The sequence below is a fragment of the Streptomyces sp. NPDC045899 genome (assembly GCF_056431485.1).
Window position 1 is genome coordinate 1 of sequence record NZ_JBWKKP010000052.1, and the last position, 16,228, is coordinate 16,228.

Here is a 16,228-nt window from a genome sequence, read left to right on the forward strand (position 1 = left end):
CAGTCTGGCGGGGGAGTTCATCGATGCGTCGTTGCGGTTGTTGGGGGAGGGCGGTCGTTTCCTGGAGATGGGCAAGACCGACCTCCGCGACCCCGGACACGACCACCCCGGTGTGCGCTACCTCCCCTACGATCTGATCGCGGACGCCGGGCCTGAGCTGATCGGTCGGATGCTGGCCGAGTTGGTGCGGTTGTTCGAGGCGGGGGTGCTGGAGCCGCTTCCGGTGCGTTCGTGGCCGCTCGGGCGGGCGCGGGAGGCGCTGCGGTATCTGAGTCAGGCCAGGCACACGGGCAAGCTGGTGCTGGATGTTCCCGCGCCGGTGGACCCCGATGGGACCGTCCTGATCACCGGTGGCACCGGCACCCTCGGCGGCCACGTCGCCGAACACCTCGTCCGCACGGGGGACATCCGGCATCTGCTGCTGGTCAGCCGCAGTGGCCCTGACGCTCCGGGCGCCCGCGAGTTGGCGCAGCGCCTCACCGACCTGGGCGCGTCGGTCCGTGTCGAGCCCCTCGACATCACCGACGCCACCGCGCTGCACGGCCTGATCACGGACATCGACCCGGCCCATCCGCTGACGGGTGTGATCCATGCCGCGGGTGTCGTGGACGACGCCATGCTGCCCTCCCAGAACCCCGGAGGGCTGGAGCGGGCCTGGGCCGCCAAGGCCGGGGCGGCGGCCCATCTGCACACCGCCACCGCGCACCTGCGGCTCGGCATGTTCGTGATGTTCTCCTCCTTCGCCTCCGACCTGGGCACCCCGGGCCAGGCCAACTACGCGGCGGCCAACGCCTACTGCGACGGGCTGGCCGTCCACCGCCAGGCCCTGGGACTGCCGGGACAGTCGGTGGCATGGGGTCTGTGGGCGGACACCAGCGGGCTCACCGCACGGCTCGCCGACACCGACCTGGCCCGGATCGGCCGCCTCGGCATCCAGGCCAACAGCACCGCTGAGGGCCTGGCCCTGCTGGATGCCGCGCGCCACCACGGCCACCCCCATCTGCTGGCGCTCAACCTGGACACCAGGGCACTGGCCGCCCAGGCCGCCACCGCCCTGCCCGCGCCCCTGCGGGCCCTCGCGGCCACCGGCGGCGGCCGACGCGTCCGGCCGACCGCGGCCGCCGGGGGCCCGCCCACCGACTGGGGAGTGCGGCTGACCGGGCTGCCGTCCTCCGAACAGCACCGGCTGCTGCTCAACCTGGTGCGGACCCACGCCGCCACCGTCCTGGGACACGCCGACGCCTCCGTCGTCCATGCCGACGCGTCGTTCAAGGACCTCGGCTTCGACTCGCTGACCGCCGTGGAGCTGCGCAACCGGCTCGCCGCCGCCACCGGACTGCGGCTGCCCGCCGCCCTGGTCTTCGACCATCCGGAAGCCACCGTGCTCGCCGAACACCTGCGACAGCAACTGGCACCCGGGGACTCCCTCACCGCGGACCCCGGCCCCGGGACACCCCACCCCCTCCTCAACGAGCTGCTCAGGCTGGAGAACAGCCTGTCCGCCGTGGTCGTGGAGGACGTGGAGACCGGGGTGGTCACGGCACGGCTGGAGACCCTGCTCTCGAAGTGGAAGGCGATGTGCACGCCCTCCGACGACACCGACGCGGTGGAGCGGCTCCAGGTCGCGTCCGCCGATCAGGTTCTGGAATTCATCGACAACGAGCTTGGCCTGTCATGAACAACGTGGCGCGCCTCTTCGCTGAAGGCCGGGTGACCCTCTGTGGCTCATGCTAATGAAGAGAAGCTGGTCGACTATCTGAGGCGAGTCGCCGGCGATCTGCACGAAACGCGGCAGCGGCTGCGGGAGGTCGAGGACCGCGCCCAGGAGCCGGTGGCCGTGGTCAGCATGGCCTGCCGCTATCCCGGCGGTGTGACCACGCCCGAGGAACTGTGGCAGCTGGTCGCCTCCGGTGCGCACGCCATGGGCGGGTTCCCCACCGACCGCGGCTGGGACCTCGAAGGCCTCTTCCACCCGGACCCCGACCACCCCGGCACCAGCCACGCCCGCGAGGGCGGCTTCCTCTACGACGCCGACCGCTTCGACCCCGAGTTCTTCGGCATCAGCCCCCGCGAGGCACTGGCCGTCGACCCCCAGCAGCGGCTGCTGCTGGAGGCGTCCTGGGAACTCCTCGAACGCGCCGGGATCGACCCGGCCTCGCTCAAGGGGAGCGCGACCGGTGTCTACGCGGGCACCGCCCTCCCCGGCTTCGGCACCCCGCACATCGACAAGAGCGCCGAAGGCTATCTCGTCACCGGCAACGCCCCCAGTGTGCTGTCCGGCCGGGTGGCGTACACCCTCGGCCTCGAGGGGCCCGCCGTCACGGTGGACACGGCGTGCTCCTCGTCGCTGGTCGCCATGCACCTGGCCTGCCAGGCGCTGCGCCAGGGAGAGTGCGGACTGGCCCTCGCGGGCGGTGTCACGGTCATGGCCGTCCCGAACGTGTTCACCGAGTTCTCCCGGCAGCGCGGTCTGGCCCCCGACGGCCGCTGCAAGGCGTTCTCCGAGGAAGCGGACGGCACCGCCTTCTCCGAGGGCGTCGGCCTGGTGCTGCTGGAACGGCTGTCCGACGCCCGGCGCAACGGCCACCGGGTCCTCGCGGTCATCCGGGGTTCGGCCATCAACCAGGACGGCGCCTCCAACGGCCTCACCGCGCCCAACGGCCCGTCCCAGCAGCGCGTCATCACCCAGGCGCTGGCGAACGCCCGGCTCTCCCCGGCCGAGGTGGACGTCGTCGAGGCGCACGGCACCGGCACCCGGCTCGGCGACCCCATCGAGGCCCACGCCCTGCTGACCACCTACGGCCAGGACCGGGCCGACGGTGAACCGCTGTGGCTGGGCTCGGTCAAATCCAACATCGGACACACCCAGGGCGCCGCCGGGGTGGCCGGTGTCATCAAGATGGTCATGGCGATGCGGCACGGAACACTGCCCGCCACCGTCCACCTCACCCGGCCCACCCCGCATGTGAACTGGGACGCGGGCGCCGTACGCCTGCTCACCGAAGCCGTCGACTGGCCGGGCGGGGACCGGCCGCGCCGGGCGGCGGTGTCCTCCTTCGGCATCTCCGGCACCAACGCCCATCTGCTGCTCGAACAGCCCCCCGCCCCGGCCGCCACGGCCGCTTCGGCCCGGTCCGCGCCCCCGCGGGAGACCACGCTCATCCCCTGGACCCTGTCCGCACGCGGGGACCGGGCGCTGCGCGCACAGGCCGAGGCACTCGCCGGGCACCTGGCCGCCCACTCGCGGCAGTCCGCGGCCGATGTGGCCTGGTCGCTCGCCCGGACCCGCTCCGCCTTCGAACACCGGGCCACGGCGGTGGCCGGGACCCGCGAGGAACTGCTCGCGGCGGTACGGGCCCTGGCCGACGGCGAGCACCACCCCGCGCTGACCCTGGCCACCGGCCCCGTCCGCTCCGGCGGCACCGCCGTCATGTTCACCGGGCAGGGCAGCCAGCGGCCCGGGATGGGCCGTGAGCTCCACCGGACCCATCCGGTGTTCGCCACCGCCTTCGACGAGGTCTGCGCGCACCTGGACCCGCTGCTCGGACGCCCGCTGCGCGACCTGGTGTTCGCCGCCGAGGACACCGCCGAGGCGAACGCGCTGCACGGGACCGGGGTGACCCAGGCGGCCCTGTTCGCCCTGGAGACCGCCCTGTTCCGGCTGGTCGAGTCCTTCGGCGTCGTCCCCGGCTTCCTCACCGGACACTCCGTCGGGGAGCTGGTGGCCGCCCACGTGGCGGGTGTGCTGTCCCTGCCGGACGCCTGCGCGCTCGTGGCCGCCCGGGGACGGCTGATGCAGGAACTCCCGGCCGGCGGTGCCATGGCCGCGATCGAGGCCACCGAGGACCACATCCTGCCCCTGCTCGCGGGCCGTGAGGACCGCGTCGCGCTGGCAGCCGTCAACGGGCCCACGGCGATCGTGGTGTCCGGGGACGCCGAGACCGTCGACGACATCGCCCGCACCCTCGGGGGACAGGGGCACCGGACCAAGCGGCTGAAGGTCAGCCACGCCTTCCACTCCCCGCTGCTCGACCCCATGCTCGACGAGTTCCGCGCGGTGGCCCGCGGACTCGACTACCATCCGCCGCGCATCCCGGTGATCTCCAACCTCACCGGGGAACCGGCCACCGCCGACCAGCTCCGCGACCCCGAGTACTGGGTGCGCCACGTGCGGCAGCCCGTGCGGTTCCATGACGGTCTGCGCACCCTGCACGCCGAGGGCACCACCCGCTACCTCGAACTGGGGCCGGACGCCGTACTCACCACCATGGCGCAGGACGCGCTGCGGGACGAGGGGACCACACCCGACACCGCCCCCGTGTTCGCCACCGCGCTGCGCGAGGGCCGTGACGAACCGCGCACCCTGCTCGCCGCGCTGACCGCCCTGCACCACGACGGCGCCACCGTCGACTTCGCCGCCGCCCTGCCGGAGCCCGCGGGCCCCGTCGACCTGCCCACCTACCGCTTCCAGCGACAGCGGTACTGGCGCCCCGTCCCCACCGGCACCGCCGACGTACGGGCGGTGGGCCTCGGGGCCACCGACCATCCGCTGCTCCAGGCCGCCGTGGAGACACCCGACGGCGGACTGCTGCTCACCGGACGGCTGGCCCCGCACACCCACGCATGGCTGACCGACCACACCATCGCGGACAGCGTGCCGCTGCCGGGCACGGCCGTCCTGGAACTCGCCCTGCTCGCCGGGGCACGGACCGGCTGCGAACTCATCGATGACCTCACCCTGGAGACACCGCTGCTGCTGCCCTCCTCGGGCGCGGTGCGCATCCAGCTCGCGGTCACCGCCCCCGATGCGTCCGGCAGGCGCGCGCTCACCCTCTCCTCCCGGCCCGACGCCGACGAGGGTGAGGGGCCGGAGACCTCCTGGATCCGCCACGCCACCGGCGTGCTCACCGCCGCGACCTCACCCGTGGAGGCCGGGCCACCGGTGGCCGCGTGGCCGCCGTCCGGCGCCGTACCCGTCGACGTGGCCGACCTCTACCAGCGGCTGGCCGACCAGGGTTACGCCTACGGTCCGGCCTTCCGCGGACTGCGCGCCGCCTGGGCCCACGGCGAGGAGATGCTCGCCGAGGTACGCCTGGCCGCCGAACACCACGGCGGGGCCGACAGCTACGGACTGCACCCCGCGCTCCTGGACAGCGCCCTGCACCCCATCGAAGAGCTCTTCAACGGCGGCCGCGGACCGGAGGACACCACGGCACCGACGGTCCGGCTCCCGTTCTCCTTCAGCGGGGTACGGCTGTACACCACGGGCGCCACCCGGCTGCGCGTCCGCATCACCCCGACCGCCGCGGACAGTGTCGCCCTGACGCTCAGCGACGACCAGGGCGCGCCCGTGGCCACCATCGCGTCCCTGGGCCTCCGCGAGATCTCCGCCGACCGCTGGCGCTCCGCCCGCGCCGCCGCGGCCGACACCCCGCTGTACCGGCTGGACTGGCAACCGGGGCCCGCGGCCATCGGTGAGCCGTCATCCGACGAGGTGTGGGCGGTGGTCGGACCGGACCCGCTGGATCTGGCCACCGGGCCCGACGCCGTCCTCCTCCCCGACCTCGCCGCGCTCACCGCCGCCGTGGACAACGGGCAGCCGGTTCCCGGCCTGGTCGTCGTGGAATGCCATGACGCTCCGGACACCGGCGCCGACGTTCCCGCCCCCGGCGGGTCCCCCGCCCACAGCGAGTCCCAGGACATACCGGCACGGGTGCGGACCGCCTCCCGCCGGCTGCTCACCACCCTGCGCCACTGGTTCACCGACGAACGGTTCGCCGCCACCCGGCTGGCCGTCGTCACCCGCGGCGCCGTGGCCACCGGGCCCGCGGACCCACCCGCCGATCTGACCGGCGCACCCCTGTGGGGCCTGGTCCGCGCGGCACAGGCCGAACACCCCGGGCGGGTGCTGCTGGCGGACCTGGACGACGACCCCCGCTCCCGCCGGGCCCTGCGCACCGCGCTGCCGGCCGCCACCGCCGCCGACGAAACGGAACTGGCGCTGCGGGGCGGGGAGATCCGCGTCCCGCGCCTGGTCCCGGTGCGTCCCGGCCAGGACGCGGTGTTCCCCGCCCTCGATCCGGACGGCACCGCCCTGATCACCGGTGGCACCGGAGCCCTGGGGCGGCTCGTCGCCCGGCACCTGGCCTCCGCACACGGCATACGCCACCTTCTGCTGATCAGCCGGAGCGGCGGCTCGTCCGCCGTGGACGAGCTCACCGCCGAACTGGCCGCACTCGGTGCCGAGGTGCGCGTCGCCGCCTGTGACGCCGCCGATCCGCGCGCGCTGACCGACCTGCTCGCCACCATCCCCGAGGACCACCCCCTCACGGCCGTCGTCCACGCGGCCGGTGTGCTCGACGACGGTGTGGTCACCGCGATGACACCCGGACAGCTCGACACCGTCCTCGCACCCAAGGTGGACGCCGCCTGGCAGCTGCACCGGCTCACCCGGGACCGCGACCCCGCGGCGTTCGTGATGTTCTCCTCCGCCGCGTCCGTCCTGGGCAACGGCGGCCAGGCCAACTACGCGGCCGCCAACATGTTCCTCAACGCGCTCGCCGAACACCGCCGGGCGGAGGGCCGGACGGCCCACACCCTGGCCTGGGGACTGCTGACCACGGCCGGAGGTATGACCGGCCACCTCGACGCGACCGACCTCGCCCGGATGGCCCGCTCCGGCAACGCCCCGATCCCCGACGACCAGGTGCCGACGCTCCTCGACACGGCGCTGACCGCCCCTCACCCCACCGTCGTCCCCGCCCGGTTCGACACGGCGGCGCTGCGCACCAGGGCCGCCACCGGGCCGCTGCCACCGCTGCTGCGGAGTCTGGTGCGCACACCGGCGCGTCCGGTCACGGACACCGGGACCGGACCGTGGGCCGCGCGGCTGGCCGGACTGCCCGCGGAACAGCGGGACCGGGCCATCGCCGAGCTGGTGCGCGACCAGATCGCCGCCGTCCTCGCCCATCCCGACCCGGAGGCCATCGAACCCGGCCGCGCCTTCCAGGAACTCGGCTTCGACTCGCTGACCGCCCTCGATCTGCGCAACCGGCTGGGCACGGCCACCGGCACCCGGATCCCGGCCACCGTCATCTTCGACTACCCGACCCCCGACGCCCTGGTCCTCTTCCTGCGCGACCAGCTCGTCGGCACGGACCCGGGCGTGACACCGGGCAGCACACCGGCGGCCGCGCCGGTGGCGGCCGACAACGATCCGATCGTCATCGTCGGTATGGCCTGCCGCTATCCGGGCGGTGTCGGCTCACCGGAGGACCTGTGGCGGCTGGTGTCCGAAGGGGGCGACGCCATCGGGGAGTTCCCCGCGGACCGCGGCTGGAACCTGGCGGACCTGTTCGACCCCGACCCCGACCACACCGGCACCAGCTATGCCCGCGAAGGCGGATTCCTCCACGACGCTCCGCGCTTCGACGCCGAGTTCTTCGGGATCAGCCCGCGTGAGGCGCTGGCCACCGACCCCCAGCAGCGGCTGCTGCTGGAGACGGCCTGGCAGGCGTTCGAGAGCGCGGGGATCGACCCGGTCGGGCTGCGGGGCAGCCAGAGCGCGGTGATCACCGGTGTCATGTACGACGACTACGGCAGCCGCTTCCTCGGCCGCACACCGGAGGGCGTCGAGGGACGTCTGATGACCGGCAGCACACCGAGCATCGCCTCGGGGCGCGTGGCGTTCACCTTCGGTCTCGAGGGGCCCGCGGTGACCGTGGACACCGCGTGCTCGTCCTCACTGGTGGCGATGCACCTCGCCGCCCAAGCACTGCGCAACGGTGAATGCACCCTGGCCCTGGCCGGCGGCGTCACCGTGATGGCCACGCCCAACACCTTCGTCGAGTTCTCGCGGCAGCGCGGCCTCGCCGCCGACGGCCGCTGCAAGCCGTTCGCGGCGGCGGCCGACGGCACCGGCTGGGGCGAGGGCATCGGACTGCTCGTCCTGGAACGCCTATCGGACGCCCGGCGCAACGGACACCAGGTGCTCGCCGTGATCCGCGGCTCCGCCGTCAACCAGGACGGCGCCTCCAACGGACTCACCGCGCCCAACGGTCCGTCGCAGCAGCGGGTGATCCGCGCCGCGCTGGCCACCGCCCGGCTCGCCCCGTCCGACGTCGACGTGGTGGAAGCCCACGGCACAGGTACCACCCTGGGCGACCCGATCGAGGCCCAGGCGCTGCTGGCCACCTATGGCCGGGAACGCCCCGAGGATCAGCCGCTGTGGCTGGGTTCGGTGAAGTCCAACATCGGCCACACCCAGGCCGCCGCCGGAGTGGCGGGCGTCATCAAGATGGTGATGGCGATGCGCCACGGCGTGCTGCCCGCGTCCCTGCACATCGACACGCCCAGCCCCCATGTCGACTGGGACGACGGCGCGGTACGGCTGCTCACCGAGGCCGTCACCTGGCCCGGCACCGAGCGGCCCCGGCGCGCGGGTGTGTCCTCCTTCGGCATCAGCGGCACCAACGCCCATGTGATCCTCGAACAGGCACCCGGCCCGGGGGACGCTCCCGCACCGGCCGTGCCCGCCACCGGCACGGTGCCCTGGGTGCTGTCGGCGCGCGGCGCCACCGCGCTCCGCGACCAGGCCCGAGCCCTCGCCGAACGGCTGACCACCGACACCACCGCGTCACCCACCGAGATCGGGTGGTCGCTGCTGACCACCCGCACCCTCTTCGACCACCGGGCCGTCATGGTCGGGGACGACCGGGCCGAACTGCTCGCGGCCGTGGAGGCACTGGCGGCGGACGAGACCCACCCTGGAGTGGTCCACTCCACCACCCCGGCGACCACGGGCGGCAAAGGCCCGGTCCTGGTCTTCCCCGGCCAGGGTTCCCAGTGGATCGGCATGGGCGCGGGGCTGATGGACGTCTCGCCGGTCTTCGCGGACCGCGCGGCCGCCTGTGAACGCGCCCTGGCACCACACGTCGACTGGTCGCTCACCGATGTCCTGCGCGGTACCGAAGGCCACGCCGACCTCAGCCGGGTGGACGTGGTGCAACCCGTGCTGTGGGCGGTGATGGTGTCCCTCGCCGCCGTGTGGGAGGGCTACGGCGTCAAGCCCGCCGCCGTCGTCGGTCACAGCCAGGGCGAGATCGCCGCGGCCTGTGTGGCCGGGGCGCTCTCGCTCGACGACGGCGCCCGGATCGTGGCCCTGCGCAGTCAGGCGCTGCGCCGACTGGCCGGTGGTGGCGCGATGGCCTCCCTCGGCATCGGCGAGGAGCAGGTGGCCACGCTGCTGGACCGGCTCGGCGACCGTGCCGCCTCGGTGGTCGTGGCCGCCGTCAACGGCCCGGCGTCCACCGTGGTGTCCGGCCCTCCGGAGCAGGTGGCCGCCGCCGCGACGGCCTGCCGGGACTCCGGTGAGCGGGCCCGGATGATCGAGGTGGACTACGCCTCCCACAGCCCTCAGGTGGACGAGATCACCGATGAACTCACCACACTCCTGGCCGGGGTCGAACCGCGTGCCGTGCCCGCCGACCAGGTGGCGTTCTACTCGACCGTGACCCGTGGCCGGACCGACACCACCGTCCTGGACACCGCGTACTGGGTGCGCAATCTGCGGGAGCAGGTGCGGTTCGCCGACGCCGTGGAGGCGCTGCTGAGCGACGGCCACCGGGTGTTCATCGAGGCCAGCACCCACCCCGTACTCACCGTCGGGATGCAGGAGACCTTCGAGGAAGCCGCAGCCGACGCCGTCACGGTGCCCACGCTCCGCCGCGACCACGGCGATCTCGCCCAGCTGCTGCGGTCGGTGGGCCAGGCGTTCACCACGGGGATCGAGGTCGACTGGACCGGTCTGTTCCCCACGGATCCCGCCCCGCACACCATCGCCCTCCCCACCTATGCCTTCCAGCGCGAGCGCTACTGGCTGGAGGGCACCGGCGGCCGTGGTGGCGATGCGGCCGACCTCGGACTCGTCCCCGCCGAACACCCCCTGCTGACAGCGGCGTTGGAGGTCGCCGACGGCAGCGGCCGACTGCTCACCGGCCGCATCGCGGCCGGCGGCGGCGAGGGCTGGCTGTCCGACCACCGGGTGGCGGGCGCGGTGCTCGTCCCCGGCGCCGCACAGGTCGAATGGGCGCTCCAGGCCGCCGACGAGGCGGGCTGCGGCGCCGTGGAGGAACTGACCTCACAGGTGCCGCTGGTACTCCCGGAGTCGGGCGGACTGCGCGTCCAGGTCGTCGTGGGGGACACCGCCGACGACGGACGGCGCGATATCCGCGTGTACACCCGGACCGACCAGGACACCCCGGACACCGCGTGGGTGTGCCACGCCACGGGAGTGCTCGGCCCGCCCCGCGACAGCGCGGCCGACCCCCCGTCCGCGGTCGGCGCATGGCCCCCCGCGGGCGCCGAACCCGCGGACGCGGACGCGCTCTACGCACGTGCCGCGGCCGCCGGATACGGATACGGACCCGCCTTCCGCGGCGTACGGAAGCTGTGGCGGGACGGTGCCGACGTCCTCGCCGAGGTGGCACTTCCCGAAGCCGCCGGGGACCAGCGCGGATTCGGTATCCATCCCGCCCTGCTGGACGCCGTGCTGCACCCGGCCGCCCTGCTGGGCGATCCGGCCGGGGAGACCGCCGCCGACGGCACGCTGTGGCTGCCGTTCGCCTGGACGGGTGTGACCCTGTGGGCGTCCGGCGCCACCACCGTGCGCGTCAGGCTGTCCCCGCACGCTCATGACACCGACGCCCGGCGCACCCTGCGGGTGAGCGTGGCCGACGCCGTCGGCGACCCCGTTCTCACGGTCGACGCGCTGGAGTTGCGGCCCGCCCGTGCCGATCAGCTCCGGACCGTGACCCGCACCGGCACCGAGGGTCTGTTCACCCTCGACTGGATCTCCCTGCCCACCCCCGCCCCGGGCATCGGCACCACCCTGCCCGCACCGGCCGCCGGCGACGGCACCTGGACGGTGCTCGGACCGGACGCCACCTGGACGGTGGCCGGACCGGACGACACCGGCGAGTGCAACGCCGACCTGGTGCGCCACACCGACCTGGCAGCGCTGATCACGGCGCTCGACACCGGCGCCCCGGCGCCCGCGGTCGTCCTGACCGCGATCCCTGCCACGGGAACGGGCCGGGAGGCGGACGAGGCCCACGCCCTCGCCACCGCCCAGGACACGCTGCGGCTGGTGCGGGACTGGCTGGCCGAACCCCGCCTGGCCGGTGCCCGGCTGGTGGTGGTGACCCGCGGCGCCGTGGCCGCCGGTGACCCCCATGGCGAAGACCTCGACGCCACGGCGCCGGACCCGGCGGGCGCCGCCGTATGGGGGCTGCTGCGCAGTGCGCAGTCGGAGAACCCGGACCGGCTGGTCCTGCTCGACCTCGACCCCCGTGGCGGACCCGGCGCGGCGGAAACCGGCGCGGGGGTGGTGGACGCGGTGCTGCGTGCCACCGCACTGGACGAACCCCAGGTGGCGGTGCGCGCCGGAGGTGTCCGCGCGCCCAGGCTGGTGCGCGCCGGTGGACCCGCCAGCGGTGGTCTCGTCGCGCCGGTGGGGGAGCGGGCTTGGCGGCTCGCGGTGCGGGGCGCCTCCACCGTGGAGAACGTGACACCGGTGCCGTGCCCCGAGGTCCTGGAACCCCTGGGCCCCGGTGAGGTACGCGTCGCCGTGCACGCCGCGGGCCTCAACTTCCGGGACGCCCTGATCGTCGTCGGCATGTACCCCGGTGGCGGGGTGTTCCGGGGCAGCGAGGGCGCCGGAGTGGTGCTGGAGGCCGGCGCCGAGGTGACCGGCGTGGTGCCCGGGGACCGCGTCATGGGCCTGTTCGAGGGCGCGTTCGGCCCCTACGCGGTGGCGGACGCGCGGATGGTGGTGCCGGTCCCGGAGGGCTGGAACTACCAGCAGGCCGCGGCCGTCCCCGTGGTGTTCCTCACGGCCTGGTACGGCCTGGTGGACCTGGCCGGGCTGACGGCGGGCGAATCGGTGCTCATCCACGCCGCGACCGGTGGTGTCGGGATGGCTGCCGTACAGATCGCCCGTCACCTCGGTGCCGAGGTCTACGCCACGGCCGGCCCCGCCAAACACGCCGTGCTCGAGGAGATGGGCATCGACGCCGCGCACCGCGCCACCTCCCGTGACCTCGCCTTCGAGGACACGCTGCGCGAGGCCACCGGCGGACGCGGTGTGGACGTCGTACTGAACAGCCTGGCCGGACCGTTCGTGGACGCCTCGCTGCGACTGCTCGGCGAGGGCGGCAGGTTCTCCGAGATGGGCAAGACCGACATCCGGGACGCCGACGAGATCGCGGCAACCCATCCCGGCGTCCGCTACCGGGCGTTCGACCTGGTGCCCGACGCCGGCCCCGACCGCATCGGCGAGATGCTGCGCGAGATGAGCGCCCTGTTCGCCACCGGTGTGCTGCGACCGGCTCCCGTACGGACCCGCCCGCTGAGCCGGGCCCGGGACGCGCTGCGCCAGCTCAGCCAGGCCCGCCACACCGGCAAGCTGGTGCTGGACGTGCCCGCGGCCGTCGACCCGGACGGCACCGTGCTCATCACCGGCGGCACCGGCACCCTCGGCGGCCATGTCGCCGAACACCTCGTCCGCACCTGGCACACCAGCCATCTGGTGCTGGTCAGCAGGCGCGGTGCGGACGCCCCGGGCGCGTCCGGACTGGCCGCGCGGCTCACCGGACTCGGCGCGGACGTACGGATCGTCGCCGCCGACGTCACCGACGCCGGGGCGGTGGCCGACCTGGTGGCGGACATCGATCCGGCCCATCCGCTCACCGGGGTCATCCACGCCACCGGAATGCTGGACGATGCCGTGGTCACCTCGCAGACGCCGGAGCGGCTGGCGCGGGTGTGGGCGGCGAAGGCGACGGCCGCGGCTCATCTGCACGCCGCCACCGCGGACCTGCGGCTGGGGATGTTCGTGATGTTCTCCTCGGCGGCCGGGGTGATGGGCAGCCCGGGCCAGGCCAACTACGCGGCGGCCAACGCCTTCTGTGACGCCCTGGCCGCCCACCGCAGGGCAGCGGGACTTCCCGGGGTGTCGGTGGCGTGGGGCCTGTGGGCCGAGGCCAGCGGTATGACCGGACACCTCGCCGAAGCCGACCTCGCCCGGATGGCACGCACCGGAATCCGCGCGCTGACCGCACGGCACGGCCTCACCCTGCTCGACGCCGCAGTGCAGCACGGAGCCGACCTCCTGGTCGCCGCCGATGTGGACGCACGGACCCTGGCGGGGCTGCCCGCCGACACCGTCCCCGCCGCCCTGCGCACCGTGGCCGCCGAACGTGGCACGAGTGGTGCCGGACGGCGGACGGCCGCGGCTGATGACGGCGGTCAGCAGGTCGACTGGGCCGCACGCCTGGCCGGGCTGTCGGCGACCGAACGCCACCGCACGGTGCTCAACCTGGTCCGGGGCCACGCGGCCACCGTGCTCGGACACACCGATGTGGACGCCGTGCAAGCGGACACCAGCTTCAAGGAGCTCGGTTTCGACTCCCTGACCGCCGTCGAACTGCGCAACCGGCTGGCCGCCGCCACCGGTCTGCGGCTCCCCGCCGCGATGGTCTTCGACTACCCCGAGGCGGCCGCGCTCGCCGAACATCTGCTGGAGCGGCTGGCTCCCGGCGAAGGCGTCACCCCCGACCGCCAGGACGGGGTGGACCCGGTCCTCAACGAGCTGGCCCGGCTGGACACCACCCTCGCCGCGCTGGTCACCGATGACGAAGGCCGACAGCGGATCGCCAAACGGCTCAGCGTTCTCCTCGCGAAGTGGAACGGCGGCGGTGGTGGCGACCCCGACGGCGGGACGGACTTCAGCGGTCTGGAGTCCGCGTCGGATGACGAGATGTTCGAGCTCATTGACCGTGAACTGCCCTGATGGAGGAGCGGAACTGATGTCGGGTACGGAAGAGAAGCTCCGCCAGTACCTCAAGCGCGTGACCGCAGACCTGGGGCAGACCCGGCAGCGGCTGCGCGAGGTGGAGGAGCGGGCCCAGGAACCGGTGGCCATCGTCAGCATGGCCTGCCGCTTCCCGGGCGGGATCGCCTCGCCCGAGGACCTGTGGCGGCTCGTCGCCTCGCGCGGCGACGCCATCGGCCCGTTCCCCGCCGACCGGGGCTGGGACCTGGACGGCATCCACCACCCGGACCCCGACCACCCCGGCACCAGCTACGTCCGGCATGGCGGATTCCTCGACCGGGCCGACGGTTTCGACGCCACCTTCTTCGGCATCAGCCCCCGGGAGGCCCTCGCGGCCGAACCACAGCAACGCCAGCTCCTCGAGGTCTCCTGGGAACTGCTCGAACGCGCCGGAATCGACCCCCGCTCCCTGAAGGGCACCCCCACCGGCGTCTACGCGGGCGCCGGCATCCTCGGCTTCGGCACCCCGCATATCGAGCAGAGCGCCGAGGGCTACCTGCTCACCGGCAACACACTCAGCGTCGTCTCCGGACGTATCGCGTTCACCCTCGGTCTCGAAGGGCCCGCGGTCACCGTGGACACCGCGTGCTCGTCGTCCCTCGTGGCCATGCACCTGGCCTGCCAGGCACTGCGGAGCGGTGAATGCACCTTGGCGATGGCCGGTGGTGTGACCGTCATGACCACCCCCAACACCTTCGTCGAATTCTCGCGCCAGCGGGGACTGGCCCCCGACGGCCGCTGCAAACCCTTCGCGGCCGCCGCGGACGGCACCGGCTTCTCCGAAGGTGTCGGCCTGCTGCTCCTGGAGCGGCTGTCCGACGCGCGGCGCAACGGGCACCAGGTGCTGGCTGTCCTACGGGGCTCGGCCATCAACCAGGACGGCGCCAGCAACGGACTCACCGCTCCGAACGGCCCCTCGCAGCAGCGTGTCATCCGGCAGGCGCTCGTCAACGCCCAGCTGTCCTCCGCGGAGGTCGACGCGGTCGAGGCGCACGGCACGGGTACCACACTGGGCGATCCGATCGAGGCTGATGCGTTGATCGCCACGTATGGGCGGGATCGGTCGGGGGATCGGCCGTTGTGGTTGGGGTCGTTGAAGTCGAACATCGGTCATACGCAGGGTGCGGCGGGTGTGGCCGGTGTCATCAAGATGGTGATGGCACTCCGCCACGAGGTACTGCCCGCCACCCTCCACATCGACGAACCGACACCGCACGCGGACTGGACCGGCGGCGCGGTACGGCTGCTCACCGACGAGGTTCCGTGGCCGCGCGAAGAACGCCCGCGCCGGGCCGGGGTGTCCGCGTTCGGTATCTCCGGTACCAACGCGCATGTGATCGTGGAGCAGGCTCCCGATGCCGATGAGGTGGAGCAATCTCCCGCCGGGGACGGCCGGTGCGCCGGCGGTGTGGTCCCGTGGGTGCTCTCCGCGCGTGGTGCGGAGGCGTTGCGGGGGCAGGCGGCGGCGTTGGTGGGCCGGGTGTCGGGGGATGGTGGTTGTTCGCCGGTGGGGGTGGGTTGGTCGCTGGTTGCGGGGCGTTCGGTGTTTGAGCATCGTGCGGTGGTGTTGGGGGTTGATGGTGGGGAGTTGACGGCTGCTCTTGAGGCGTTTGTGGTGGGTGGGTCGCATCCGGGTGTGGTGTCCTCGGATGGTGTTGGGGTGGTGGCTGGTGTGGGTCCGGTGTTGGTGTTTCCGGGTCAGGGTTCGCAGTGGGTGGGGATGGGTGCCGGGCTGCTCGAGGTGTCGCCGGTGTTCGCGGGGCGGGTGGCGGAGTGTGAGCGGGCGCTGAGTCCGTTTGTGGATTGGTCGTTGACGGAGGTGTTGCGGGGGGTTGAGGGGGCTGCGGATCTGGGTCGTGTTGATGTGGTGCAGCCGGTGTTGTGGGCGGTGATGGTGTCGTTGGCGGCGGTGTGGGCCGGGTATGGGGTGAGGCCGGCTGCGGTGGTGGGTCATAGTCAGGGTGAGATCGCGGCGGCGGTGGTGGCGGGTGCGTTGTCGTTGGAGGATGGTGCGCGGGTCGTTGCGTTGCGGAGCCGGGCGTTGCGCAGGCTGGCTGGTGGTGGGGCGATGGCGTCGCTCGGGGTTGGTCAGGAGCGTGCCGGTGAGGTGCTTGCCGGGTTGGGTGAGCGGGCTGCTGGTGTGGGTGTGGCGGCGGTCAATGGTCCTGGTTCGACGGTGGTGTCGGGTCCGCCGGAGCAGGTGGCGGCTGTGGTCGTGGCGTGTGAGGAGGGTGGGGACCGGGCGCGGCTTATCGAGGTGGACTATGCCTCCCATGGTCCTCAGGTCGATGAGATCCACGACGAGTTGATGCGTGTCCTGGAGGGCATCGAGCCGAT

Annotated in this window: 3 protein-coding genes; all 3 read left to right on the forward strand. The window is 73.4% G+C overall.

Features of this window, described 5'->3' with window-relative positions; translation table 11 throughout:
- Positions 1 to 1,678 (forward strand): SDR family NAD(P)-dependent oxidoreductase (locus AC07FT_RS36135; RefSeq protein ID WP_479180395.1); only part of this gene is annotated, 1,678 nt, incomplete at its 5' end.
- A gap of 42 nt (positions 1,679 to 1,720) precedes the next feature.
- On the forward strand, positions 1,721 to 13,849 hold the full coding sequence (locus AC07FT_RS36140) for an SDR family NAD(P)-dependent oxidoreductase (protein ID WP_479180397.1): 12,129 nt from the start codon (positions 1,721 to 1,723) through the stop codon (positions 13,847 to 13,849).
- A 16-nt stretch (positions 13,850 to 13,865) separates the two neighbouring features.
- Positions 13,866 to 16,228 (forward strand): type I polyketide synthase (locus tag AC07FT_RS36145; protein WP_479180399.1); only part of this gene is annotated, 2,363 nt, incomplete at its 3' end.